Origin of the sequence: Geobacillus zalihae NBRC 101842 (assembly GCF_001544135.1) — a bacterium.
Taxonomy (GTDB): Bacteria; Bacillota; Bacilli; order Bacillales; family Anoxybacillaceae; genus Geobacillus; species Geobacillus zalihae.
Genome location: NZ_BCPV01000002.1, coordinates 94,594 through 116,484, shown reverse-complemented (window position 1 = coordinate 116,484; position 21,891 = coordinate 94,594). Strand labels below are relative to the sequence as shown.

Annotated in this window: 33 protein-coding genes and 2 pseudogenes; 29 read left to right on the top strand and 6 right to left on the bottom strand. The window is 53.6% G+C overall.

Annotated features, from left to right (window positions below):
* Nucleotides 1-43: 43 nt before the first annotated feature.
* From GZ1_RS02315 to GZ1_RS02285, 9 genes are all read left to right on the top strand, one after another.
* Nucleotides 44-892 (top strand): sulfurtransferase, encoded by an 849-nt coding sequence (locus tag GZ1_RS02315; RefSeq protein ID WP_060787810.1) that lies wholly within the window; start codon nt 44-46, stop codon nt 890-892.
* Nucleotides 893-1,141: 249 nt separating this feature from the next.
* Nucleotides 1,142-1,291 (top strand): protein YpzF, encoded by a 150-nt coding sequence (ypzF, locus tag GZ1_RS19160; protein ID WP_167346355.1) that lies wholly within the window; start codon nt 1,142-1,144, stop codon nt 1,289-1,291.
* A 138-nt stretch (nt 1,292-1,429) separates the two neighbouring features.
* Nucleotides 1,430-1,957, top strand: a complete 528-nt coding sequence (locus GZ1_RS02310) for a TlpA family protein disulfide reductase (protein WP_060787809.1) — start codon at nt 1,430-1,432, stop codon at nt 1,955-1,957.
* Between the two features lie 123 nt (nt 1,958-2,080).
* Nucleotides 2,081-2,212, top strand: a complete 132-nt coding sequence (locus GZ1_RS17955) for an FbpB family small basic protein (RefSeq protein WP_011231055.1) — start codon at nt 2,081-2,083, stop codon at nt 2,210-2,212.
* A gap of 55 nt (nt 2,213-2,267) precedes the next feature.
* Nucleotides 2,268-2,411, top strand: a complete 144-nt coding sequence (locus tag GZ1_RS02305) for an acid-soluble spore protein N (RefSeq protein ID WP_011231056.1) — start codon at nt 2,268-2,270, stop codon at nt 2,409-2,411.
* 30 nt (nt 2,412-2,441) lie between these two features.
* Nucleotides 2,442-2,669, top strand: coding sequence for a small acid-soluble spore protein Tlp (gene tlp / locus GZ1_RS02300; RefSeq protein ID WP_013523665.1), 228 nt, complete (start codon nt 2,442-2,444; stop codon nt 2,667-2,669).
* Nucleotides 2,670-2,785: 116 nt separating this feature from the next.
* Nucleotides 2,786-3,202: an acyl-CoA thioesterase gene (locus tag GZ1_RS02295; protein ID WP_011231058.1), complete on the top strand. Its 417-nt coding sequence runs from the start codon at nt 2,786-2,788 to the stop codon at nt 3,200-3,202.
* 14 nt (nt 3,203-3,216) lie between these two features.
* Nucleotides 3,217-3,531 carry a hypothetical protein gene (locus GZ1_RS02290; RefSeq protein WP_060787808.1) on the top strand — a complete coding sequence of 105 codons (315 nt, stop codon included), beginning with the start codon at nt 3,217-3,219 and terminating at the stop codon, nt 3,529-3,531.
* Complete coding sequence (locus GZ1_RS02285) at nt 3,531-3,938, top strand: PaaI family thioesterase (protein WP_015374733.1); 408 nt, start codon at nt 3,531-3,533, stop codon at nt 3,936-3,938. The genes GZ1_RS02290 and GZ1_RS02285 overlap by 1 nt, the downstream gene beginning before the upstream one ends.
* 25 nt (nt 3,939-3,963) lie before the next feature.
* Here GZ1_RS02285 and GZ1_RS02280 read toward each other — a convergent pair whose 3' ends face one another.
* Nucleotides 3,964-4,254, bottom strand: a complete 291-nt coding sequence (locus GZ1_RS02280; protein ID WP_015374734.1) for a HesB/YadR/YfhF family protein — start codon at nt 4,252-4,254, stop codon at nt 3,964-3,966.
* A 182-nt stretch (nt 4,255-4,436) separates the two neighbouring features.
* Here GZ1_RS02280 and GZ1_RS19155 point away from each other — a divergent pair, with 182 nt between their 5' ends.
* Together GZ1_RS19155 and GZ1_RS02275 are read left to right on the top strand one after the other, a co-directional pair.
* Nucleotides 4,437-4,583: a hypothetical protein gene (locus tag GZ1_RS19155; protein ID WP_013145445.1), complete on the top strand. Its 147-nt coding sequence runs from the start codon at nt 4,437-4,439 to the stop codon at nt 4,581-4,583.
* Nucleotides 4,584-4,896: 313 nt separating this feature from the next.
* Nucleotides 4,897-5,835 (top strand): magnesium transporter CorA family protein, encoded by a 939-nt coding sequence (locus GZ1_RS02275; RefSeq protein ID WP_060787807.1) that lies wholly within the window; start codon nt 4,897-4,899, stop codon nt 5,833-5,835.
* Nucleotides 5,836-5,877: 42 nt separating this feature from the next.
* Here the strand turns inward: GZ1_RS02275 and GZ1_RS02270 are convergent, their stop codons facing one another.
* Nucleotides 5,878-6,471 carry a DUF502 domain-containing protein gene (locus GZ1_RS02270; protein ID WP_060787806.1) on the bottom strand — a complete coding sequence of 198 codons (594 nt, stop codon included), beginning with the start codon at nt 6,469-6,471 and terminating at the stop codon, nt 5,878-5,880.
* A gap of 178 nt (nt 6,472-6,649) precedes the next feature.
* Here GZ1_RS02270 and GZ1_RS02265 point away from each other — a divergent pair.
* From GZ1_RS02265 to yodN, 5 genes and pseudogenes are all read left to right on the top strand, one after another.
* Nucleotides 6,650-7,019 (top strand): annotated as a pseudogene (locus GZ1_RS02265) (FAD-dependent oxidoreductase); the annotation flags it as partial.
* Nucleotides 7,020-7,170: 151 nt separating this feature from the next.
* A pseudogene (locus GZ1_RS02260) lies at nt 7,171-8,106 on the top strand (NAD(P)/FAD-dependent oxidoreductase); the annotation flags it as partial.
* A gap of 157 nt (nt 8,107-8,263) precedes the next feature.
* Entirely contained in the window at nt 8,264-9,265 is a 1,002-nt protein-coding gene (gene bioB, locus GZ1_RS02255; RefSeq protein WP_015374736.1) for a biotin synthase BioB, read from the top strand.
* A gap of 347 nt (nt 9,266-9,612) precedes the next feature.
* Nucleotides 9,613-9,831 carry a YozE family protein gene (locus GZ1_RS02250; RefSeq protein WP_011231067.1) on the top strand — a complete coding sequence of 73 codons (219 nt, stop codon included), beginning with the start codon at nt 9,613-9,615 and terminating at the stop codon, nt 9,829-9,831.
* A gap of 132 nt (nt 9,832-9,963) precedes the next feature.
* On the top strand, nt 9,964-10,608 hold the full coding sequence (gene yodN, locus GZ1_RS02245; RefSeq protein WP_020756799.1) for a germination protein YodN: 645 nt from the start codon (nt 9,964-9,966) through the stop codon (nt 10,606-10,608).
* Here yodN and GZ1_RS19515 read toward each other — a convergent pair.
* Nucleotides 10,590-10,712: a hypothetical protein gene (locus GZ1_RS19515; RefSeq protein WP_013145441.1), complete on the bottom strand. Its 123-nt coding sequence runs from the start codon at nt 10,710-10,712 to the stop codon at nt 10,590-10,592. The genes yodN and GZ1_RS19515 overlap by 19 nt on opposite strands.
* A gap of 130 nt (nt 10,713-10,842) precedes the next feature.
* Here GZ1_RS19515 and GZ1_RS02240 point away from each other — a divergent pair, with 130 nt between their 5' ends.
* A complete protein-coding gene (locus tag GZ1_RS02240) occupies nt 10,843-11,022 on the top strand; it encodes a YozD family protein (RefSeq protein WP_011231069.1) in 180 nt (59 codons plus the stop codon).
* A gap of 11 nt (nt 11,023-11,033) precedes the next feature.
* Here GZ1_RS02240 and GZ1_RS02235 read toward each other — a convergent pair whose 3' ends face one another.
* A complete protein-coding gene (locus GZ1_RS02235) occupies nt 11,034-12,155 on the bottom strand; it encodes a DUF2515 domain-containing protein (protein WP_033006795.1) in 1,122 nt (373 codons plus the stop codon).
* Between the two features lie 222 nt (nt 12,156-12,377).
* On the opposite strand from GZ1_RS02235, the gene GZ1_RS02230 reads away from it, so the two are divergent.
* Nucleotides 12,378-12,695: a YodL-like protein gene (locus tag GZ1_RS02230; RefSeq protein WP_015374738.1), complete on the top strand. Its 318-nt coding sequence runs from the start codon at nt 12,378-12,380 to the stop codon at nt 12,693-12,695.
* Nucleotides 12,696-12,800: 105 nt separating this feature from the next.
* Nucleotides 12,801-12,965, top strand: a complete 165-nt coding sequence (locus GZ1_RS19150; RefSeq protein ID WP_015374739.1) for a hypothetical protein — start codon at nt 12,801-12,803, stop codon at nt 12,963-12,965.
* Between the two features lie 35 nt (nt 12,966-13,000).
* Here the strand turns inward: GZ1_RS19150 and yoyE are convergent, their stop codons facing one another.
* Nucleotides 13,001-13,159, bottom strand: coding sequence for a protein YoyE (gene yoyE, locus GZ1_RS19145; protein WP_008879283.1), 159 nt, complete (start codon nt 13,157-13,159; stop codon nt 13,001-13,003).
* 126 nt (nt 13,160-13,285) lie between these two features.
* Here yoyE and GZ1_RS02225 point away from each other — a divergent pair, with 126 nt between their 5' ends.
* The 3 genes from GZ1_RS02225 (at nt 13,286) to GZ1_RS02215 (ending at nt 15,786) form a co-directional block, all read left to right on the top strand.
* Complete coding sequence (locus GZ1_RS02225; protein ID WP_013145438.1) at nt 13,286-13,693, top strand: hypothetical protein; 408 nt, start codon at nt 13,286-13,288, stop codon at nt 13,691-13,693.
* Nucleotides 13,694-14,204: 511 nt separating this feature from the next.
* The gene (deoD, locus tag GZ1_RS02220) at nt 14,205-14,915 is read left to right on the top strand and encodes a purine-nucleoside phosphorylase (protein WP_013145436.1); all 711 of its coding nucleotides are present in this window, start codon (nt 14,205-14,207) and stop codon (nt 14,913-14,915) included.
* Between the two features lie 49 nt (nt 14,916-14,964).
* Nucleotides 14,965-15,786 (top strand): M15 family metallopeptidase, encoded by an 822-nt coding sequence (locus GZ1_RS02215; RefSeq protein WP_033006791.1) that lies wholly within the window; start codon nt 14,965-14,967, stop codon nt 15,784-15,786.
* 38 nt (nt 15,787-15,824) lie between these two features.
* On the opposite strand, the gene GZ1_RS02210 is transcribed toward GZ1_RS02215, so the two are convergent.
* Nucleotides 15,825-16,523, bottom strand: coding sequence for a class I SAM-dependent methyltransferase (locus GZ1_RS02210; protein WP_060787804.1), 699 nt, complete (start codon nt 16,521-16,523; stop codon nt 15,825-15,827).
* Nucleotides 16,524-16,690: 167 nt separating this feature from the next.
* On the opposite strand from GZ1_RS02210, the gene GZ1_RS02205 reads away from it, so the two are divergent.
* The 7 genes from GZ1_RS02205 (at nt 16,691) to GZ1_RS02190 (ending at nt 21,859) form a co-directional block, all read left to right on the top strand.
* Entirely contained in the window at nt 16,691-17,578 is an 888-nt protein-coding gene (locus GZ1_RS02205) for a cation diffusion facilitator family transporter (protein ID WP_047753178.1), read from the top strand.
* Nucleotides 17,579-18,056: 478 nt separating this feature from the next.
* Nucleotides 18,057-19,013, top strand: coding sequence for a magnesium/cobalt transporter CorA (corA, locus tag GZ1_RS02200; RefSeq protein ID WP_013523676.1), 957 nt, complete (start codon nt 18,057-18,059; stop codon nt 19,011-19,013).
* A gap of 196 nt (nt 19,014-19,209) precedes the next feature.
* Nucleotides 19,210-19,314, top strand: coding sequence for a YjcZ family sporulation protein (locus GZ1_RS17945; protein ID WP_013145431.1), 105 nt, complete (start codon nt 19,210-19,212; stop codon nt 19,312-19,314).
* Between the two features lie 187 nt (nt 19,315-19,501).
* On the top strand, nt 19,502-20,431 hold the full coding sequence (gene rarD / locus GZ1_RS02195) for an EamA family transporter RarD (protein WP_060787803.1): 930 nt from the start codon (nt 19,502-19,504) through the stop codon (nt 20,429-20,431).
* A 127-nt stretch (nt 20,432-20,558) separates the two neighbouring features.
* Complete coding sequence (locus GZ1_RS17940) at nt 20,559-20,657, top strand: YjcZ family sporulation protein (RefSeq protein ID WP_013145429.1); 99 nt, start codon at nt 20,559-20,561, stop codon at nt 20,655-20,657.
* A gap of 33 nt (nt 20,658-20,690) precedes the next feature.
* Entirely contained in the window at nt 20,691-20,825 is a 135-nt protein-coding gene (locus GZ1_RS17935) for a YjcZ family sporulation protein (RefSeq protein WP_081212792.1), read from the top strand.
* A gap of 140 nt (nt 20,826-20,965) precedes the next feature.
* Nucleotides 20,966-21,859, top strand: coding sequence for a DUF1028 domain-containing protein (locus GZ1_RS02190; RefSeq protein WP_060787802.1), 894 nt, complete (start codon nt 20,966-20,968; stop codon nt 21,857-21,859).
* The last annotated feature ends 32 nt before the right edge of the window (nt 21,860-21,891 follow it).

Genomic DNA, 21,891 nt, shown 5'->3' with positions numbered 1-21,891 from the left:
AAACAACGTTTGGCGTCAGCAAAAACAAAAAGGGGGAGGACATATGGCGTCGCTTGTTTCCCATGAATGGCTCCTTCGCCATTTGCACGACGAAAACACGCGCATTCTTGATTGTCGGTTTTGGCTTGGCGATCCTGCGAAAGGAGCGGCCGTTTACCAGGAAGATCATATTCCCGGTGCCGTGTATATGGACTTGGAACGCGACTTGTCGGGCCCAGTCGGAGAGCACGGCGGCCGCCACCCGCTTCCGTCGGCCGAGCAAGCGGCGGACGTGTTTGGCCGGGTCGGCATCGATGAAACGGTGACCGTTGTCGCTTACGACGACCAAGACGGGGCGATGGCGGCGCGTTGCTGGTGGTTGCTTCGCTATTTCGGCCATGCCCACGCATACGTATTGGACGGCAATTATCGTGAATGGAAGAAGAAAGGGCATCCGGTGACGAACGTCGTCCCTGCTGTGGCGTCCCGCCCGTTTCGGCCGCGTCCGGCTCGGTCATGGCTGGCGACGGTTGAGGATGTGCGCGCCGCCGTCCGCGATCGCTCGGCTGTGCTCATTGATTCGCGTGAATGGAAGCGATATGCCGGCCTGGAAGAACCGATCGACCGCCGAGCCGGCCGCATCCCAGGAGCGGTGCACCGGTTTTGGAAAGACGGAATGACGGAAGGCGGCTACTGGAAAAGCGCTGTCGAGCAGGCGGCTCGGTTTGCCGATTTTGACCGTGGGCAGCCGTTGATCGTTTACTGTGGTTCCGGCGTCACCGCCTGCCCGAACGTGTTGGCGCTCCACGAAGCTGGTTATCACAACGTTCGGCTGTACGTCGGCAGTTTCAGCGACTGGATTTCCTATCCGGACAACCCGATTGAAACGGGTGACCCGTCATCCGATGCTTAGTTTTCTCCGATTCGGGCTGAAACATCATTCGACGCCTCAGTGTTGTCGGATGGAACCGTTGTTTCCTTTTCGTTTTCTTTTTTCGGTCCGCATGAGGTCGAAGCGTTGTTGATTTTCAACGATTTTCACCTAGTGTTTGTTTCGCTTTTCTTCCATTGTTTCGGCCGTCGGTTGAAGCCGCTGTATGCATAGTTTTTTGGCCGCCGGCGGATACTATAGGTGAACCGACGGAAGCAGAGGAGGAGACGCATGGGCCGGACAAAGCTTGGCAATGCCAATGCCCAACGAAACAACAACGCCAAAAAGAAAAACGGCTTCAATGAATGGACGAGCGAGTTTGCTTCGTACGCCGAGGTGGAAGCCGAGAAACTGAAAAACGACCATCAAAACATCCGTTAATGACGAGGGCTCGCCCCTCGTTTTTTCGTCCTTAGACGTCAACGTTGGCAAACACAAACGTATGTGCTATAATGATGGGCAGAGCGGCGGAGGGCGCTGGATGGAAGAAAGGGCGCCGGCCGGCAGGGAGGGAAATGCGTGCGGAAATGGTTCGTCGTCCTATTGTTTTTGGCCGTTGCCGGCTATGGTCTTTGGAATGCGATGGCTGCCGGGAACGAACAGGAAACAGACGAAATAGAAAGCGGCCCGGGCATCGTCCAGACGGCCCCTGATTTGACGCTGCCGACGCTTGGCGGCAAAGCCGTCCGGCTGTCTGATTTGCGCGGCAAAGCGGTTGTCCTCAACTTTTGGACGTCGTGGTGTCCGCCGTGCAAAAAGGAAATGCCGGAGCTTGAGGCGTTTTACAAGCAGCACGGCCGCGAAGTCATGTTGCTTGCCGTCCATTTGACGACGCAAGATACGCTCGATAATGCGGAGCGATTTGCGAAAGACAAAAAACTGACGTTGCCCGTCGCCTTGGATGTGCGCGGCGAGGCGCTTCACCGATACCGAATCCAGACGATTCCGACGACGTATATCATCGACCCAAACGGCGTCATCCGGCAAAAAATCATCGGCCCGGTGACCGCCGCGCAACTCGAAAAGAAGACAGCGCTCTTTCGTTGACCGAACAGTTTTGACGGAAGGCGCTTTTTTTCATGGTTCATTATTTTTCGAAAAGTTGTCATAATTTTTATCTTTTTTGGGCATGAATAAGATTACAATATATAATGAGGGGAGGTTGAAGCGATGAGACGATCCCGCAAAATGACTCTCCAAGAACTGATCAGCGAGAACAAACGGCAATTGTTGAACGATCGGGAAGCGCTCGAAAAAATCGAGAAAAAGCTGGAAGAGCGGATGCTCAAAAAAGCAGAATGACCCATGCATAGCGGTTCTCCGGGCGGACAGACTAGATGGCGAGGAGGCGAAGACAATGAGCAATCCGAAAGGAAGCCGCAAACATTTTGTGCCGAACCATATCGGCACACAGCCTCGCGCCGCAGGAGGAAACAAGGGCAAACAAATGCAAGACCAGTCCGGCCAGCACGCCCAAGTCATCCAAACGAAGGGCGAATAGCCGGAAACTCGCGCAAAGGAGGAAGCGTTCATGCCGCGTCCGAAACCGGATGACCGCAGCGACAATGTGGAAAAGCTGCAAGAAATGGTGCAAAACACCATTGAGAACATAGAAAAAGCCGAAGAAACGATGCAGTTTGCGTCGCCGGAGGAGCAGGAGAAGATCCGTGCGAAAAACCGCCGCCGCGAAGAAGCGATCGCTGCGATGCGCGCGGAAATCCGAGACGAAGCAGCTGCACGGGAACACGGCTACCAGTAAACGAAGCAGCCCTCATGCGGGGGCGGCTTCGTTTTTTTGTCTACCGCTTGAGCGAGCCGACGGGCGAATGGTAACATAGAAGAGGAGGCCCGGTAAAAAATGGAGGGAGAACGAACGTGAAAGTGGCAGAAAAACAAATTGAAGTGCGTTATGCGGAAACAGACCAAATGGGCGTCGTCTACCACGCGAACTATTTAGTTTGGATGGAAGTCGGGCGCACGGAATTGATCAAACAGCTTGGCTTTCATTATGCTGACATGGAGAAAGAAGGCATCATTTCGCCTGTTGTCGATTTGCAAGTGTCGTACAAAAAGCCGCTTCACTACGGGGAAACGGCGACTGTCCGCACATGGATTGACGCCTATGACGGCATCCGCGTGACATACGGCTACGAGATTCTCGCCCCGGACGGCGAGGTGGCGGTGACCGGAAAGTCGCAGCACGTTTGCGTCAAGCGCGATACGTTTCGGCCGATCGTGATCCGCAAATATTTTCCTGACTGGCATGAAGCATATGAGCGGGCGAAGCGGTAAAGGGGAGCGGTGCGATGGCGTTTGGCATCCGCCGACATGAGCTCGCGGCATGGAAAGAGAAAGTGAAGCGCGGTGAAATCGCCTTTTTGACCCACTATTGGTACGACGAACGGTTTCCGCATTGCACGACAGTGACGAAAGTCGGCTGCGCCGATGTCGAAAAACTCGCCGCTTGGGGGCGGCAGTACGGGCTGAAGGAAGAGTGGATCGACCGGCGCAGTGAGTTTCCGCATTTCGATTTGCTCGGTGAGACGCAAACGCGCATTTTGCAGCAGGAAGGACGGCTGTTTGAACTGGAACGATTCACGAAACGGGGGAAGAAGGAATGATGATCGATTTGGCCGTTGTGAAGGAAATGTCGAAACATACGTTGATCGATACGCTCGGCATCGAAATTGTTGAGATTGGCGAAGGCCGCGTCGTCGCGACGATGCCGGTCGACTGGCGCACGCACCAGCCGGCTGGGCTGCTGCATGGCGGCGCCTCAGTCGCCTTAGCGGAGACGGTCGCCAGCATCGGCGCGTACGCGCTTGTGGACCCCAACACGGAAAACGTCGTTGGATTGGAAATCAACGCCAATCACGTCCGCGCCGTTCGCCGCGGGACGGTGACGGCGACAGGGACGGTGTTGCACCGCGGCCGGACGACGATGGTGTGGGATGTGCGCATTACGGACGAACAAGGGGAGCTCGTCTGCATCTCCCGCTGCACGATCGCCATTATTCGAAAAAGCTAGCGTCACGGCTAGCTTTTTTCGCTGGTTAATGGAGCAAAAACACCGGTTCGCCGCTTTTTTCGTCCAAATCAACCGTCAAATCGCGGCCGTCAAAATACCATTGGTCGCTGTCTTCGACAAAAAACGTCACGCCGTCAACCGTCGTCTGCGCCGCCGGCTTGTCGACCAGTTCGTCTTTGGCCATGCCAAGCGAAAACCCTTTTTGCACGGTGCTGCACCCGCCGTAGCGGGCAAAAAAGCGGATCGCATCGCCCGGCTTCAGCCCGAGCTCCCGCTTGTACCAATCAAACGCTTTTTTTGTAATCATGATGTTCATGGCTTCCCCTCCTCACTTGTTTATTATAAGTGAATGGACGGCGCCGGTAAAACGATTGTGTGAACATTAGCTGACAATTTTAGGATAAAACGCTTTCCATAAAGTGGCGGTGTCCTTGTTTTCATCGGTTGGAGTAAAACGCTGGCTGGCGGCAAACAGTAAAAGCGAAGGGGGTGAGGGCGGTGGGCAAAAAGCGGACGTTTCCGCTCAGCTACGAATCCGACGGACTGATGGGGAAAAGCAATGAAAAGCATCCGCGCCGCTCGGACAGCCGGCAAACGGGCAAACAAGCGCCTGATTTTTTCAACACGACGCCATCGAGCGAATAAAAAAGCCGAATCGAACGGGCGATGGTTGAACATCGCGCTGTTTTGTGAATAAAGTAGCCAGTAGGCTGCTTTTTTTATGGCACCTACTATACAAACGGGCCGGTCCGCGCTATCATTACTTGAGGGATATCTTTTTCGAAAGGAGTGGCGTTTTCGTATATGAGTAGTTCAAGCCCGAACGAACCGGAACCGGAATATAGCGGGGAACGCGGCCTGTTCCTTTTCTTGCCGGCTGCTCATCATACGAAAACGGGCTCCGGACGGAAAGGAAGAGGCGCCGCCTTCCTCGCGTGAAAAGGAGGAAGGATGCCAGATGATGAAAATGTATTTGTCCGATGCCAGCGGCAAAATGCGCGAAATCGATCATATTGAAAATGGCTGCTGGATCAATCTCGTTGCCCCGACGGAAGACGAAATTCGCTACATCGCCCACCATTTGGACATTCCGATCGATTCGATCAAAGACGCGTTGGATGACGAGGAGCGGTCGCGCGTCGAAAAGGAAGACAACCATGTGCTCATTATCGTCGACATTCCGATTGTCGCCCATGATGAAGTGGACGGCCCGATTTACGAGACGATTCCGATCGGCATGATCATTACGAACACGTGTTTTATTACGGTTTGCTTGCAGGAGAATCCGATTTTCGAAGAATTCTCCAAAAACAAAATCAAAAACTTTTACACGTTTATGAAGACGCGGTTTGCGTTGCAAATGCTGTACATGATTTCAACGTATTATTTGCGCTACTTGAAGCAAATCAATCGGCGGACGAGCGAAATCGAAAAAGAATTGCACCAATCGATGAAAAACAAGGAGCTGTTTTCGCTTCTCAGCATGGAAAAAAGCTTAGTGTATTTCATGACGTCGCTGAAGGCGAACAACATCGTCATGGAGCGGCTCATGCGCCTCAATTATTTGCGCATGTACGAAGATGACCAGGATTTGCTGCAGGACGTCATTATTGAAAACAAGCAGGCGATTGAAATGGCCGAAGTATACAGCAGCATTTTAAGCGGCATGATGGACGCGTTCGCTTCGGTCATCTCAAACAACTTAAACATTGTGATGAAGTTTTTGACGGCTATTACGATCGTCATTTCGCTGCCGACGATGGTGGCGAGTTTCTACGGCATGAACGTACCGATTCCGTACCAACACTCTCCGTACGCCTTTTTGATCGCGATGGCGCTCGCCGGTTCACTGTCAGCGGTGACGGCGTACATCTTTTGGAAAAAGCGATACTTTTGACGGCCACGCGCGTTTTGGATGGCCATGCGAACGGCTGCCCTGTCATTGGGGCAGCCGCTTTTGCTTTCGGACGGCCACACCGCCGGAGAGGATGAATTTCATCGCCTCTTCCGGCGAGATGTCGACGACTTCCACTTGCTCTTTCGGGACGAGCAGGGTGAACCCGGCGACTTGAAACGCCTGCGGGATATAGACGGCGACGTAGTCGGCGAGAGGATCGTGCCAAGCGCCGACATCTTCCATCGACATGAAGCCGAGGCATTTCCAGCCGCTTTCTGGCATTGTAACGAGCACAACTTGCGAAAACGATCGTTTTTCCCCGACGAAGGAAGCGATTGTATCTTTGGTGACGGAATAAACCGTTTTCATCAAGGGAATGCTTTCAAGCAACCGGTCGATCAGTCGAATGAGGCGGCCGCTTACGTATTGCGTCGACAGCCAACCGCAGACGGTAATCAGCGCGACAGTCGCCAATAGGCCTAGGCCGGGAATGTAGCGGCCATCCAAATACGGACGGACGTATTGGCCAAGCAGCCCATCCAAAACGGTGAACACTTTGTAGCACACATAGACGGCGAGTAAAATTGGCACGATCGTCAGCATGCCGTTTAGAAAATGTTTCACGAAAAAACGCATCCCTTTCCCTCCCCGCTATTCATTCTCTACCACCATACCAATTTTTTTGGCTTTATACAACTCTCTATTATATCGAACGTTTTTCGTTATATTCGGCAAGAAAGTTCGTATTTTTCTTGACGAACTGCCAAATGTTCCGTATACTTTCGAATGGAACATGGGAAATGGGGGATGGATCATGAACAATCATTACGATGTGATCGTGGTCGGCGCCGGGCCGGCCGGCAAAAAAGACTATGCCGGCTGCGTGCCGGCCTGTTCGATCACGAATGGATTCGGCGGAGCGGGGGCGTATTCGGACGGCAAATTCAATATCACGAGCGAATTCGGCGGCTGGATGACCGACTATTTGCCGGCTTCGACCGTACTTGAGCTCATCCGCTATGTCGATGAGATCAACTTGAAGCACGGAGCGACGACATCGATCACCGACCCGATGACGGATAAAGTGAAAGAGATCGAGCGGCGCGCCTATGCGGCCGGGCTGAAGCTATTGCGCGCGTACGTCCGCCATTTGGGTACAGAGCAAAATTTGGAAATTTTGAAAATCATTGGCTCTTCACCAAAAGTTGTACTTGATTTTTTCTGAACATACCCTATTTACGCTTGTGAGGGAAAATCAACAAATCAGTGATTTTTGCACATCTTTGTGCAGGAAACCGTATTGCTTGTCAAGTACATGTTGTGGTGAAGAGTCAAAGCATTTTTGAATATTTGCGCGAGCGGATTGCGATGCGCTTTACAACGGAAGTGGATGATATCGTGACCGAGCGGACGGAGAGCGGCCATCGAGTGAAAGGCGTTGTGCTGAAAAACGGCGAAACGTTGACAGCGGAAAAAGTCGTCATCGCTCCGGGGCGCGATGGCTCGGTTTGGCTGAGCAAAATCTTGCGCAAGCGCCGTTTGCGGATGATCAACAATCAGGTTAACATCGGAGTGCGCGTGGAAACATCGAACATCGTCATGCAAGAAATTAACGAACATCTGTATGAAGGGAAATTCATTTTCAACACGTCGGTTGGGACGCAAGTGCGCACGTTTTGCAGCAACCCGTCCGGACATGTCGTCGTCGAAAACCATTCCGGCATCATGCTCGCCAACGGCCATGCGTACAAAGATCCAAAGCTCGGCAGCAACAACACGAACTTTGCCCTTCTTGTTTCACATAAGTTTTCCGATCCGTTTGACAAGCCGAACGAATACGCCCATGAAATTTCCCGGCTGGCGAACGCCTTGTCGAACGGCGGCATCATCGTGCAAAAATACGGCGACATTTTAAAAGGACGGCGATCGACGGAAAAGCGAATCAAAGAAGGGTTCATCGAACCGACGCTAAAAGAAGCGGTGCCGGGCGATTTAGGCCTCGTTTTGCCGTACAACACGATGAAAAGCTTGATCGAAATGACGGAAGCGCTCAACCATGTTACTCCGGGGCTTGCCTCTGAGCATACGCTCTTTTATGGGGTGGAAGCGAAGTTTTATTCGGCACGTCCGAAACTGAACGACCGCTTTGAAACCGAAATCGCCGGGTTGTATGTCGGCGGCGACGGCGCCGGCATTACGCGCGGCCTTGCGCAGGCGAGCGCCTGCGGCGTCTGGATCGCCCGCGATATCGTCGAGAAATTGACGCATTAGGTGAGGAACCGAGGGCAGGCCCCTTCAAACGGGGGCCTGTTTTTTTGCTGTCTGCCTGGGGACGGATTAAAAAGTAAACTGAAATGAAAATATAGTTGACAAATATGCGGCTGGTCCGTTACGATAAATGTAATGATATGGAAAGGGGAGAGGAGAGATGGCAAACTGGCTGGTGTTGGCCGAGCAAGTGTTGGGAGGCCACGAGCTGACCGATGAGGAAGCATTGGCGATATTGGATTGTCCGGATGAGGAGTTGCTCCTTTTGCTGCAAGGGGCGTACCGGATTCGCTCCGCCTATTATGGAAACAAAGTGAAGCTGAACATGATCATCAACGCCAAATCCGGCCTCTGTCCGGAAAACTGCGGCTACTGTTCGCAGTCCGCCGTATCGACGGCGCCGGTGAAAACATATAAAATGGTCGACAAAGAGACGTTGTTGCGCGGCGCGGAAGAAGCACACCGTTTGCGCATTGGGACGTACTGCATCGTCGCCAGCGGCCGCGGGCCGAGCGATAAAGAGATCGACACCGTTGTGTCTGCGGTCAAGGAAATTAAAGAGCGGTTCGGGCTGAAAGTGTGCGCCTGCCTTGGGATCTTAAAGCCGGAGCAGGCGGCGCGGCTGAAAGAGGCGGGAGTCGATCGCTACAATCATAACATTAACACGTCAAAACAGCACCATCCGAACATTACGACGTCCCATACATACGACGACCGGGTGCGGACGGTGGAAACGGTGAAAGAAGCTGGTCTTTCGCCTTGTTCCGGCGTCATCATCGGCATGAAAGAAACGAAGCAGGATGTCGTCGATATGGCGCGCAGTTTGCGGGCGCTTGACGCCGATTCCATTCCAGTCAACTTTTTGCATGCGATCGACGGCACGCCGCTGGCTGGCACGAACGAATTAAACCCGCGTTACTGTTTGAAGGTGCTGGCCCTTTTTCGCTATATGAATCCAACCAAAGAAATCCGCATCGCCGGCGGGCGAGAAGTGAATTTGCGCTCACTTCAGCCGCTTGGCCTGTATGCCGCCAACTCGATTTTTGTCGGCGACTATTTGACGACCGCCGGGCAAGAAAAGTCAGCCGATTATCAAATGCTTGGGGATCTTGGGTTTGAAATCGAATTTGCCCCGGCTCCGCAAGCCGGAGTCGTATCATGAACGATGCCGCCGGAAGATGGCGGCTTTTTGTATGTGCGCTCACCGAGGACAAGACCTAGCGAAGCGGGAGGCATGGGAGGCGCCATGCGGTTTCAGATGGGACGCCACGATGGCGCATCGCAAGCCTTGGCGAGAAGCGGAGCGCATGATAAGACGGTGGACTTGGCCTGCCTATGCTCTGACGAGAAAAGCGGATTGAACCCCTATTGCGCCGTTTGACGCGCTTTTTTGGCATGAAAAGCCAACCCGACGCGTACGATGGGAATACAAGCGGCGAAAAAAAGGCTTCACAAACAGCCAAAAGCTCATTATAATAGCAACAAAAGGAAAGGAAGAGGATGGGGGACATGGCAAAGTCATTCTACCGTTACTTGCTGCGCTTCCGCCATGGACACCAGGAAGATCCGGTCGTCCGGTTTGCGAACGGAGCGTATGAAGACCACAGCTTTCCAAAAGGGTCGACGGACTATGAAGAACTGAGCGGCTATTTGGAGCTTAACGGTGACTATTTGGAAAGTATGGTTGTGTTTGATGAGCTATGGGAGCAATTTTTGCATGAAGCATAACTAAGGGAGCGTTCCCATTTCATAAATTGGGAGCGCTTTCAAATAGCTTTTTTCCGCGCGGTTGCAGGTGTCCACCCTTCTTGGCATGCATATACTATACTAACCATTTGTTCCAAAAGGGGGGAGAGGCCAATGAGCGCGCCGAAACGCCCGAAATTTTCCGTCGGCGACATCGTCGTCAATACATTGTACGGAACGGTCGGAACGATCACCGATATTCAGCAGATTGACGGTGTGTTTTTATACGAAATCAACCATGGCCATAGCTTGTTTGCCGAGCAAGCGCTCATTTTATTGTCTGAGTTTGCGGGTGATTTATGGATCGCGGAAGAGATTGAAATTGAGTTGCCGTTTTTTCTTGGCGAAATTGTCCGCGTCCGCGATTATGGCGGCCATTTGTTCAAAATTGTTGGGGTGCGGACAGAAATTTACCGCTACTACGGGGAAGGATGGGAAGAGACGATTTACGAATTGAAACGGCTGATGGATGGTTGGGAGATTGAAGTCCATCTGGAAGACATCATTCCGCTTGCCGACGGAGAGGAGACGTCTATTACGCTCGTGCAAGATATTGTCATCGCCGCGCCGGTGAAAGCGTCGCTTCTATTGCCGCCGGCCGACAACGGAGAGAAAGGGCCGTCGGTCGACGAGCTCCTTGACATGTACAACGATTATAAAGCGTTATATGAATGGTTCGGCGATGAACAGTACCAACGGATGATGGAAACAGTTGTAAAACGTTTGCGGACAATCGCCGATCACCAGGATAGAAATTGATAAAGAATAAAAAGAAAATAAGGAATGCCGGCGAAAATGACGATCGCGCCCAATCCATTGACAACTGTTTCCATCATTTTATCGATCGCAGTGAATTTGTCCATTTTGTCCGCCTCCGTGTTTTTTGTTTTGTTGGTACATATGTATGGGGGAGACTGAAAAAATAGTACAACATGATTTTTGACATAAAACGGAAGGCGGCGACATACAACATTACAAAGGGGGCGAGATGCGGTGAAGGAAATTGAAGTGATTATCGATACGGAAGAAATCGCTGAGTTTTTTTACCAAGAACTCATCCGCCGCGGCTTTGTGCCAACGCAAGAGGAGCTTGAGGAGCTCGCGGATATTACGTTTGACTATTTGCTTGAAAAATGCATCATCGATGAAGAGATTGACATCGATGGGGAGTAGTCCTCGTCGTTTTATGATGAAGTTGATTTGGCCGCCGCGATGGCGGCTGTTTTCATCATGGCCAAATGCCGCTCGTAGCGGCTGGTCATGTCGCCCGAGGCCGGAAGCGGGAGCGTTTCAAGCGTCTGCATGATCGCCTCATCGGTGAACCAATCGCGATGATCGTGGAACGGGTGCGCAAGATCCGGCCAAGCTTCCTCAAGGCGGGGGCTGTAAAAGCGGCGCCCATCAGGCGTTTCAGCGAACGATTGCGGCCAGAAGTCGGCGCGTGAGCCGCTGTGGGGGACGCAGCGGGCAAAGCGGCAGGCGCCGCGAAACAGCCGGGCGTCAAACAGCAGCAGACTGTACAGCGTTTTGCCTATATGGATGCGGTGGTGGACGTCGGCGAAATCGCGCACGGTCGTTCCGGCAAGCGCTACGCGGCGGCCTTTGGCATATGGGATGAGCACATCGTTGAACCCGAGCCATTGCTCGACAATAAACGGCCAGCTTGACAGCACGCGGGTGCGGAAAAACGGATGTTCGATGACGCGAAGCTGGATGTACTGCTGCTCGTTGATGATCAGAGCAACCGTAAGAAGCGCGGCATTCCCCGTTTCCCAAAAATGTTCCCACATCGGCTTCATAAACGAAGACACCGCTAGCGCCGGCAACAAATGAAACAGCGGCGTCTCCCTCCGTTTGCTTTCTTCGTACAGCAGAAGCTGCGGATAGGCATCATGAAAAATGAGGGCATTGGCGCGCTCCAAAAACAAAAAAAGGGGTGCAATGATTTGTTCCGGCAGCAAAAACGGAAGAAGGCCGCCGCGCAAATCCGTCATGTTCCAACCGCCGTTGCGCGAGACGAGATGGGCTAAAAACGCCCAATGAATTTCCCGATGGCGCTCAAAAAACGCTAAGTAGGCGGCGGTGCGCGTCACATTGTTGCGGTTATGTTCCGCCGTTTTCCGACGAATGGCGGCAACAATGCTCTTTTCTTCCGCGCTGAGCGGTCCGTCAGTCGGGACAGTTGTGCGGGCGGCCATCCGGCGAAGCAGGCCGTCATCGGCGAGGCGGACCGGATGGCGGTACAAAAAGGAGCGGTAGGCATACTGAAGCGGATGGCGCAGCCAAGCGAACGGGCGAGTCGGCATCAGGCTGTCTCTCCTTTGCATCATTTGTGGACTTTTGCCAGAAGACCGCGATCGTTTCGACAAAAGGAGTGCTCGTTTGCTGAAGGAATCGACACGCCAAATCACCAAATAAGTACAATACACGTTTTTCTCGGCTCCGAAGACGATTCGCGATCGAATTCGACATCAACCATAGTATGGGACGCGGAGGGCCGATTTATTGGGAGAAGGGAGAGGAAAACAATGGTTCGTTTATGGGGGAAACGGATGTGGATGACAAAACGTGCATATGAGGCGGTCGTTTTTCAAACACCGCGCTTTGGGGAAACGAAAGGCTACCGGCAAGTGTGCCGCATGACGGTGACGGCGGCCGGACATGATGAAGTGCTGGCGGTGTTGTATCGGATGTTGAATGTCGCCGATCTGATGCCGAAAAACTGTCAAGCTCGATTTATGCGGACTGGGGACGTTGTGCTGATCGATGAAGGGCGGAAAGGACAGACGTACTATCGCCTTTGTCCAGACGGATGGAAACAAGTGGAACGTCAGCTCATCTGTTGACGGAATATTCGAAAATATAGTCGCCAGCAAGAGCTAGAGATGATATAATATGAATAAAGCCCCCTTGTTTCGGGAACGGATAAGAAAGGAAAGGGGGCGGACTTGATGGAACATGACGAACGGCGGCGCGACATGCCGATGGTGGCCCCGGGCATCGACGACGATGAGGAGCTGAATGAAAGAGCGACAAAAGAGGAAATTGAACGCGGGGAATATACAAAAGTCGTCACGCTTGCTTGGGACGAATCCGAGCCGTCGGAACCGCGATAGAAACCCTTGTATCGCACAAGGGTTTCTGCGGTTTGTCACGATTCTGGATTGTCGTGATGGCCCGGACCGTTTTTCCGGCCGCCGGCGGCGGAATATTCTTTGGCATGCGCCTCATCTTCAGCAATCAATGCTTCTTTTGGAATATGGTTGTTCTTTTTCTGCCCGTTAATGCGGTTGCGGTGTTTTTTGCCCATCGTTTTCCCTCCTTGAACCGTCGTCGTCGTTAGTGTATGCGGTCTGACGGCGGTTCATCGACGGAAAATGTTTGCAGGCGGCATCATGCGGCGGGCGCAGGAGAAAAGAGGGAAGGGGGCGAAACGATGGCCGCACTGGCGCTGTCGCTGCTTGTGTGCGTTGTCTCGATTGCGGCATTGCTTTGGGTCAAAGGGCAAGTTGAGCGACTCTTGTTCCGCTGGAGAAGCGTGCCCCTTCTCCATGCGGTCAACGTCGTCATCATCGCTGCCATCGTTGCTGACATGTACTATCGGCTCAGCGGCATCGACGTGTACTTGCGCGATTTGGCCGATATCAACGGTTTTTGGTATGTCTTTGCCGGCGCGATGCAGCTCGTCTTTCCACTGTATTTGTTTTCCTGTTGGCTTGTCGCCAGGCGGCGCGAGCGCGAGAAAAAATATACGCGCAGCAAAGACAAAAAGGTGCTGTATATCAATGAGCGGTATTTGGCGCGCCGCCATCGGGGCGATTATCGCCGATCCAAAACATCGTAAGAGAGCGGCTCCCCCGCAAATGTCTCACCCACCTCCGCGAGTGCACAGGGGGAGCTTTCAGCGATTTGCGTATGTGCCAAACGACAATGCACAAGGACCCTTTCCGCTTCCCTTCGTTTCGAAGGTGCCCGTTTGAACAACATGTGATTCGATCCGACGGCGATTGCCGGCCAACATTCATCTCCCACATGGACGGGTGCTCGTGCACCTTCACGTTTCGAAGTGGGAGACTTCTTTCGGAATGATGTTAGAATTTGGTCTTTTCCTTTTTCGATGTGGACGGCTGATTGTTTGATTTGGACGATGGATTGGTTTTGTTGGCGTATTCCACCGCTTGTTCGAGTTTCTTTTTCATCGGTCTTTTCCTCCTTTCTCCTCGGGCAGGCACACATAGTATGCCCGTTCGCCGCCTCGGCTACTCGAAGGAAGACTGCCATTTTCCGCAAACATATGATATGATAGACGAGGGCATGGCCCGACAACAATCGTTCAAACCAAAGGAGGAATCCCATTGAGCGTACATATCGGAGCGAAGGCAGGGGAGATCGCGGAGCGCATTTTGCTGCCGGGTGATCCGCTGCGCGCCAAATACATTGCCGAAACGTTTCTGGAAGGAGCGGTATGCTACAACGAAGTGCGCGGCATGCTCGGATTTACCGGGACGTATAAAGGGGAGCGCATTTCCGTGCAAGGGACCGGCATGGGCGTGCCGTCCATTTCGATTTATGTGAACGAACTGATCCAAAGCTACGGCGTAAAGACGCTCATCCGCGTCGGAACGTGCGGAGCGATTCAGCCGGATGTGCGCGTCCGCGACGTCATTTTGGCGATGAGCGCGTCGACCGATTCCAACATGAACCGGCTCATTTTCCGCGGCCGCGATTATGCGCCAACCGCCGATTTCCATCTGCTGCGGACGGCGTATGAAGTAGGGGTGGAAAAAGGGCTGGCGCTAAAAGTCGGCAATGTGTTCACCGCCGACATGTTTTACAATGATGAACCGAATTGGGAAACGTGGGCGCGCTACGGTGTATTGGCTGTCGAGATGGAAACGGCGGCGCTCTATACGCTGGCGGCGAAATTCGGCTGCCGGGCGCTGTCGGTGCTGACGGTCAGCGACCATATTCTCACCGGAGAAGAAACGACGGCTGAGGAGCGGCAAATGACGTTTAACGAGATGATTGAAGTGGCGCTTGAAGCGGCGATCCGCAATGGCGCGTGATTGGGCTGCCGGGCGCTTGGGCCTGGGAAAACAGAAAAGGAGAAGGAACATGAACCAGCGATGGCAAGCGGCGATGTTGGTGTGCCTGCTGCTCGCCGGCTGCCAAACAGGGGAGAGCGGCAGCAACGGTGCGGCCGGCCCGTCCGGCCAGCCGCCGGAAAGCGCGGTGCACCCAAGCGATCATCAACAACAGGGGAAAACGAGCGAGAGCCCCGTCGATCCCGATTTGCAGCTTGAGGCGAAATATTGGAACATCGTCGAGGTGCAAAACGGACAAAAAGTGATTCAAAACCCTGACAACATTTTGGTGCTCGTCAATAAAGAACAGTCGCTCCCGCCTGGCTATAAGCCGGCGGACTTGGTCGTGCCGCGCGTGCCGTTTTTGTGTGCTGACCCGAACGCGGAAAAGCGGCATATGCGGGCCGAAGCGGCCGCGGCGCTTGAGGAGATGTTTGCCGCCGCACGCCGCGATGGCATTGAGCTGGTGGCCGTGTCCGCTTATCGTTCATACGAGCGGCAGCAGGTGATTTTTGCTGAAGAAGTGCGGCAAAAGGGGAGGGAAAAAGCGGTTCAAGCGGTCGCTCATCCAGGTCAGAGCGAGCATCAGACAGGGCTGGCGGTCGATATCAGCAGCCGCTCGGCCGGCTGTCAGCTGACCGAATCGTTCGGGGCGACAAAAGAAGGGCAATGGGTAGCCGCCCATGCGCACGAGTACGGATTCATCATCCGCTACCCGAAAGGAAAGGAAGCGGTGACCGGCTACAAGTATGAGCCGTGGCATCTCCGCTATGTCGGGCGGAAGGCGGCCGCGGTGATCAAAAAGCGCGGCTTGACGCTTGAAGAATATTTCAAAGTAGTGAAAAAAGTGTGAAAACGGCGCCTCGTCGAGGACGCCGTTTTTCTTGCCAGCTATGGTTCGCAGCAAAAGACGCAATAGCCAAGACGGTCGCCGAATTGAGCTGTCAACTGTTGGTGCATCTGCCATATGCTCGCCATCTCCGGTGTCGGCGGAAGGGCGATGACGATGGGTGCCCCAAGGCTTGGCGCTTCGGCTGCAGCCGCGTAGGAAAACTGGCGGCAGCCAAAGCCGCTTTGTTCGAGCACTTCTTTCCACTCCGCTGATGTCATGAGCTGATGGAAGCCGTAAAAGGCGGCGATTTGCTTTTGCTCGGCGGCGGTCAGCCGCTCATGACACGCTTCAATGCCGACGAATAGGCCATCGTTTTTGAGCACGCGGCGGATTTCGGCGAGCGCGTTTGGCAATGAAACGAAAGCAAGCACCGATTCAGAAAGCGCGAGGTCAAACGTCCCGGCGGGAAACGGGAGCGCTTCGACCGAGGCGCGATGCAAACGGACCGAGACCGCCTTGGCGGCAAAACGCTGTTTCGCCTTGGCGATCATCGTCGGGTGGATGTCGATGGCGGTGACGTTGGCCCCGTACTGTTCGGCGATATAAGCCGCCGTCTGTCCGGTGCCGCAGCCGACGTCAAGCACGGATGTTGAACGGTCGATCTTAAGTTTACGTAAGATTTGTTTTGTTAACTCAAAACCGCCTGGGTGAGCGCCATCGATCCCCATGTCCGCCAACCAGTCTAAATATGCAGACATCTGTTCCTCTCCTTTTTTGTTTCGACTTGGTTTATCATACGCAAATGCGCTCGATTTTGCCTTTAGACAAAAAAATTTGCTTGTCCCTATTCTTATGAAAAGAGGAAATTTTCTTGCTGTAGACCCAACCGGCTTCAAGCTGGTACACTGATACGTGCAAAAATGAGATGGCTAGGTTGGTGAAGAAAGTGGATCGAAAACAAGGAGCCGAGGCGGGCGCATTGCTGAGCATTTTCGTCTATCTTCTCCTTTCGGCCGGCAAGCTGTTGGCTGGGGGGGTGTTCGGCTCGGATGCGGTGGAAGCGGACGGTTGGAATAATTTGAGTGATATTATCGCTTCCTCGGCAGTCTATATTGGCATGAAAATCGCGAAAAAACCACGTGATTGCAACCACCCGTACGGACATTCGCGGGCGGAAAACATCTCCTCGCTGTTGGCTGCTTTTTTGATGATGTCCATTGGCATTGACGTGATCACAAGCGGCGTCCGCTCGCTGTTCGGCAAAGAAAAGGCAGCGGCTCCTGATGTTTTAGCGGCTGTGGTTGCGCTCGCCTCGGCGGCCGTTATGATTGGCGTTTATGCCATCAATCGTCGGCTGGCGCGGCGGACGAACAGCATGGCGCTGGCGGCCGTGGCGAAAGACAATTTATCGGATGCGCTGGTGAGCATTGGCGCCGCCATTGGCATCGCCGGCGCGCGGCTTGGGTGGCCATGGCTTGATCCGCTGGCGGCGCTTGTGATCGGGGCGATGATTGGCAGGACGGCGTGGGAGGTGTTTATGGAGACGGCGCATACGCTCACCGACGGTTTTGATGAACAGCAGCTCGCCGTTTATAAAGACGAAATTGCAGCGGTGAGCGGCGTGCGCGATGTCGCTGACATTAAAGCGCGCATGTTAGGCAACGACATTGTGCTGGAAGTGACGATCCGCGTTGACTCGCATTTGACGGTGGCAAAAAGCCATGAAATCGCTGATGAAGTCGAGCGTTTGATGCGAAACCGGCATAACATTCGGGCGACGCACGTCCATGTGGAACCGGAAGCGGTGCGCTGACTGGCTTCGGGCGCATTGGCGGGCCGACGCGGCGAGGCGCCTATATAGATGCAATTTGAAGCTTTAACATTTGTAGCTTTTACCGAGCATTTGATCGACTGTCGGGCGACCGAACAACGCCGCTTAAAGACCCATGTATGGGTCTGTGAAGCGGGTGGTTGTTCGGTCTTCCGTCACGCCTTGGCGTGACGGAGGCAAGCCTGTGGCTTGCCTTCGACAGTCGAAAAATGGACAAGTGACTTTTCCATCAAGGATATGTTAAACTTTTTCGTTGCATCTATATAGACAGCGAATGACTTGTCGGGATGTGACGCTTTGCAGGCGGGATGCAGCCGGGAGAAGTTGCTTGTCGCCAACAGCGAGCGGATGCGGCCAAACCGTTGCCACTGGCTTGTTTTTGGCGGCGGGAGGGGAGTAGTTTTGCGTCAAACAGCAAACAATACAATTAAAATCGTTTGCATGGAAAGGACGTCAGTCTATGGCGATCGAGCATAACTTTCGTTTGACGGTTGACGGAACGTACAAACGCCATGCGCCGGCAGGCAGCCAGTCGTGTTGGCTTCATTTCACCGCCGCCGCCAAGCCGGATTTGGAGCAGCTTCTTTCTTCGCTGTCCATTCACCCTCTCGCCCAACAGCGGCTGATGAATGGGACAGATATTCCCACGTTTGACGAATACGAAGGATGTTTCTTCTTATCGCTGTTTATCGTTCGTCCGTCTGGCCGGACAGTGAACGTTCGTTTGCTGGCCGGCAGCCAATATATGATCAGCTATATGGATGAAAACGATCCGCTTGTTGATCACGTGAAAGAACGTTTGTTGAATCATCGCGGTCAGGCGCTGTATCCTGGGTACGTGCTGTATCACTTTTTAGACTTGGCCGCCATCCGTTTTTTGCAAGTCATCGATCAGATCGCTGACCGCATTCAGACGCTTGAACGGCAAGTGTTTGCGACCCCGTTTGCCAACGAAATCGGGCGCGAGATTTATCGGATGAAAACACATCTTCATGAGCTGCGCCAAATCGCCGAGGCGCAGGAAGAAGCGATCAAAATGATCCGCCACGCTGATTTGCCGTATATCAACCAAGAGACGAATCCGTATATCGAGGAAGTGGCGTCGCGATTCTCGCGCGTGCCCGCCGCGCTCGACGCGTTTAAGGAATCATTGTCCGCCATTTTCGATTTGCAACTGTCGCTCAAATCAGATCATATGAATGTCATTATGAAGACATTGACATTGGTGAGCGTCATATTTTTGCCGATGACGTTTATCGCCGGTGTATACGGCATGAATTTTGCGTTTATGCCAGAGCTGAAATGGAGATACGGCTACCCGTTTGCCTTGTTGCTCATGGCAACTGTTGCGATGCTCATCGCCCTCTATTTTAAGCGAAAAGGCTGGTGGGGAGAGACAGGGACGAAAGAAAAATAGGCGTTTTTCTGGAAGGTCGGTGATGTAACGGAGAAAACGCTCCAGCAAGGAGCTTTCGCCAATGGATCAACAACTCTTCCGTTCGTTCGCTGCCCCATCTTTTTAAAGAAAACGCGTTTTTCACCAATCTTCTAGAAATTTGGGCATTCGCCTGGCCGTTTGGGCGGGCGGGCGCATATGATGGCCCTGTGAACCGATGAAGGAGGTGCCCGCCGTGAGCGGTTTTGTCAACAGCGGTTATACGGTCGTCATCGTCCTGTTCATTTTACTGATTATTGTTGGCTGTGCCTGTGTCGCTTGATGAGCGAAAAAATAAGAAAGGGCGGCGGTCAAACGGGCCGCGAAGGGGGGGCGGGTGCTCATATTCAGCTGCGCCCCTTCTCCATTGGGCAACCGCGTCGAGCGATGCGGGTGAGTGTTTTGATGGATAAAGTGAAGCGGCGGCGGTATAATGGAACAGAAATAATCATGGAAAAGGAGAAGACGACGTGGGGCATTGGAGCGAAGAAAAGCAAGGCATCTTGTATACCGCTGCTTCGTACTTGCTGTGGGGAGTATTGCCGCTTTACTGGAAGCTGCTAGAGGCGCGCCCGGCGCTTGAGATTTTGGCGCACCGCATCGTTTGGTCGTTCGTGTTTATGGCCATCCTTTTGGCAGCGACTGGGCAGCCTGACGCCTTCCGCCGGGAGCTTCGGGCGATGCGCCGTCGGCCGGCTAAGGCATGGGGGATCGCCGCTGCTGCCGTGCTCATCAGCGCCAACTGGTTTGTCTACATATGGGCGGTGAATCATCATCATGTTGTTGAAACGAGCCTCGGCTATTATATCAACCCGCTTGTCAGTGTGGCGCTTGGGACGATCGTACTGCGCGAGCGGCTGAGCGTAGGGCAGTGGACCGCTGTTCTTCTGGCCGCCGCCGGCGTGGCGGCGATGACGGCGGAATATGGCGCGTTTCCGTGGGTCGCCATATCGCTCGCATTGACGTTCGGGTTTTACGGCTTAGTGAAAAAACTGGCCAGCGTTGACTCGTCCATTGGCTTGACGCTTGAAACAATGGCCGTCATGCCGCTTTCAGCCGTTTACTTATTATGGGTGTACAACGAAACGCCAGCCCTCGTCAAGACGGCCGAATGGTGGCAATGGGCGCTGTTGGCTGGAGCCGGGCCAGCGACGGCCGTGCCGCTTTTGTATTTCGCCAAAGGGGCGAAGCGTGTGTCGATGACAACACTTGGTTTTTTGCAATACATTTCGCCGACGATCAGCCTTCTCCTTGGCGTCTTTTTGTTCGGCGAGCCGTTTACGAAAGCGCATTTTTATGCGTTTAGCTGCATCTGGGCGGCGCTTATTTTGTTTTCTGCTGTTCAAATCAAGCAGGCGTCAGGGCGGAAAAAATGGAAGCGAAGCTCGCTCGAGGCGTAGCAGCGGTCCGAGGACGGGCCGCTTTTTTTCCATTTCTGCGGCAAATACCCATTTTTGCTGAAACATCTAACCATTTCCTCGGCTTCTGAATAGTCTACTAGTACAAAAACGAAGGAGGTGCTGGCAAATGGGTGCAGCTTACGGCGGCGGATTCGCGTTGATCGTCGTTCTGTTCATCTTGTTGATTATTGTCGGATGTGCATGTGTCGGTGGTTGGGTGTACTAACGAACCCTACTTGCTAGCAAGGAGGTGACGAATATGACATGCGGCTTTTATGGCGGCTGGGGCGGCTTTGGCTTCGGCTACCCGGGTTATGGCGGCTACGGCTACGGCTTCGTGCTGATTGTCGTTTTGTTTATTTTGCTCATTATCGTCGGGGCAACATGGTGCTAGGCGGATGATGGGCATGCGGGGGGAGACGGCCGGGCAACGGCTGTTTCCCCCGCTATTTTTTGAAAGAGGGAGGAAGATGGGAGGGAAGAGGAGAAATATAAGGAGAATAAAAAAATGGAAGTAGCGTGGAGGGTAAGAAAATGAAACGCATTCCGAAAGATGTTGTCGCGACGTTTTCGATCGTCGCGTTCGATCCGGCGACCGGGGAGCTTGGCATCGCTGTTCAATCGAAATTTTTAGGCGTTGGTGCGGTTGTTCCGTGGGCGAAAGCGGGCGTCGGAGCGGTGGCGACGCAATCGTACGCCAACACGTCGTACGGACCGCGCGGCCTCGAATGGATGGCAAAAGGGAAATCGGCGCAAGAAGCGCTTGAGTTGCTCGTTGCCGATGACAGTGAGCGCGATTTGCGCCAAGTCGGCATCGTGGATGCGAAAGGACGGGCGGCGACGTTCACCGGGAAAAAATGTTACCCGTGGGCCGGGGGCATCACCGGGCCGAACTATGCGGCTCAAGGCAATATTTTAGCAGGCGAGGAAACGGTGCTGGCAATGGGAAGGGCGTTTGAGCAGACAAAAGGTCCGCTCGCCGAGCGATTGCTAAAGGCGCTTCAAGCTGGTCAGGCAGCGGGGGGCGACCGCCGCGGGCAACAGTCGGCCGCCTTGCTTGTCGTGAAAGAAGGAGGGGGATATGGCGGCTACAATGACCGCTATATCGATTTGCGCGTCGATGATCACCCGCGGCCGATCGAGGAGCTTATTCGCTTGTATCAGTTGCGCCAGCTTTACTTTGAGAAACCGCGTCCCGAAAAAGTGGCAGCGATTGAAGGAACGGTAAAGGAAGAGGTGGCCGCCCACTTGGTCCGTCTCGGTTATTTATCGAAAGAGCGCTCGGCGGATCTCGAGGCGCTTCATGAGGCGCTGACCGTGTATATACATACAGAAAATTTTGAGGAGCGCCAAGTGGAGAAAGGAAAAATCGACCTCGATGTATTACAGTATATGAAGCAGCAGCCGTCGCCTAAGGAGGTCGGCTAAGGGAAACCGGCCTTGTCGACTGCATGATCCAT

Bases quoted from the DNA above. Each gene is read 5' to 3' on its own strand.
- GZ1_RS02315 (WP_060787810.1), top strand. From the start codon at position 44: ATGGCGTCGCTTGTTTCCCATGAATGGCTCCTTCGCCATTTGCACGAC.
- ypzF (WP_167346355.1), top strand. From the start codon at position 1,142: ATGGGCCGGACAAAGCTTGGCAATGCCAATGCCCAACGAAACAACAAC.
- GZ1_RS17955 (WP_011231055.1), top strand. From the start codon at position 2,081: ATGAGACGATCCCGCAAAATGACTCTCCAAGAACTGATCAGCGAGAAC.
- GZ1_RS02305 (WP_011231056.1), top strand. From the start codon at position 2,268: ATGAGCAATCCGAAAGGAAGCCGCAAACATTTTGTGCCGAACCATATC.
- tlp (WP_013523665.1), top strand. From the start codon at position 2,442: ATGCCGCGTCCGAAACCGGATGACCGCAGCGACAATGTGGAAAAGCTG.
- GZ1_RS02290 (WP_060787808.1), top strand. From the start codon at position 3,217: ATGGCGTTTGGCATCCGCCGACATGAGCTCGCGGCATGGAAAGAGAAA.
- GZ1_RS02285 (WP_015374733.1), top strand. From the start codon at position 3,531: ATGATCGATTTGGCCGTTGTGAAGGAAATGTCGAAACATACGTTGATC.
- GZ1_RS02280 (WP_015374734.1), bottom strand. From the start codon at position 4,254: ATGAACATCATGATTACAAAAAAAGCGTTTGATTGGTACAAGCGGGAG.
- GZ1_RS02275 (WP_060787807.1), top strand. From the start codon at position 4,897: ATGATGAAAATGTATTTGTCCGATGCCAGCGGCAAAATGCGCGAAATC.
- GZ1_RS02270 (WP_060787806.1), bottom strand. From the start codon at position 6,471: ATGCGTTTTTTCGTGAAACATTTTCTAAACGGCATGCTGACGATCGTG.
- bioB (WP_015374736.1), top strand. From the start codon at position 8,264: ATGGCAAACTGGCTGGTGTTGGCCGAGCAAGTGTTGGGAGGCCACGAG.
- GZ1_RS02250 (WP_011231067.1), top strand. From the start codon at position 9,613: ATGGCAAAGTCATTCTACCGTTACTTGCTGCGCTTCCGCCATGGACAC.
- yodN (WP_020756799.1), top strand. From the start codon at position 9,964: ATGAGCGCGCCGAAACGCCCGAAATTTTCCGTCGGCGACATCGTCGTC.
- GZ1_RS19515 (WP_013145441.1), bottom strand. From the start codon at position 10,712: ATGGACAAATTCACTGCGATCGATAAAATGATGGAAACAGTTGTCAAT.
- GZ1_RS02235 (WP_033006795.1), bottom strand. From the start codon at position 12,155: ATGCCGACTCGCCCGTTCGCTTGGCTGCGCCATCCGCTTCAGTATGCC.
- GZ1_RS02230 (WP_015374738.1), top strand. From the start codon at position 12,378: ATGGTTCGTTTATGGGGGAAACGGATGTGGATGACAAAACGTGCATAT.
- GZ1_RS19150 (WP_015374739.1), top strand. From the start codon at position 12,801: ATGGAACATGACGAACGGCGGCGCGACATGCCGATGGTGGCCCCGGGC.
- yoyE (WP_008879283.1), bottom strand. From the start codon at position 13,159: ATGGGCAAAAAACACCGCAACCGCATTAACGGGCAGAAAAAGAACAAC.
- GZ1_RS02225 (WP_013145438.1), top strand. From the start codon at position 13,286: ATGGCCGCACTGGCGCTGTCGCTGCTTGTGTGCGTTGTCTCGATTGCG.
- GZ1_RS02215 (WP_033006791.1), top strand. From the start codon at position 14,965: ATGAACCAGCGATGGCAAGCGGCGATGTTGGTGTGCCTGCTGCTCGCC.
- GZ1_RS02210 (WP_060787804.1), bottom strand. From the start codon at position 16,523: ATGTCTGCATATTTAGACTGGTTGGCGGACATGGGGATCGATGGCGCT.
- GZ1_RS02205 (WP_047753178.1), top strand. From the start codon at position 16,691: ATGGCTAGGTTGGTGAAGAAAGTGGATCGAAAACAAGGAGCCGAGGCG.
- corA (WP_013523676.1), top strand. From the start codon at position 18,057: ATGGCGATCGAGCATAACTTTCGTTTGACGGTTGACGGAACGTACAAA.
- GZ1_RS17945 (WP_013145431.1), top strand. From the start codon at position 19,210: ATGAAGGAGGTGCCCGCCGTGAGCGGTTTTGTCAACAGCGGTTATACG.
- GZ1_RS17940 (WP_013145429.1), top strand. From the start codon at position 20,559: ATGGGTGCAGCTTACGGCGGCGGATTCGCGTTGATCGTCGTTCTGTTC.
- GZ1_RS17935 (WP_081212792.1), top strand. From the start codon at position 20,691: ATGACATGCGGCTTTTATGGCGGCTGGGGCGGCTTTGGCTTCGGCTAC.
- GZ1_RS02190 (WP_060787802.1), top strand. From the start codon at position 20,966: ATGAAACGCATTCCGAAAGATGTTGTCGCGACGTTTTCGATCGTCGCG.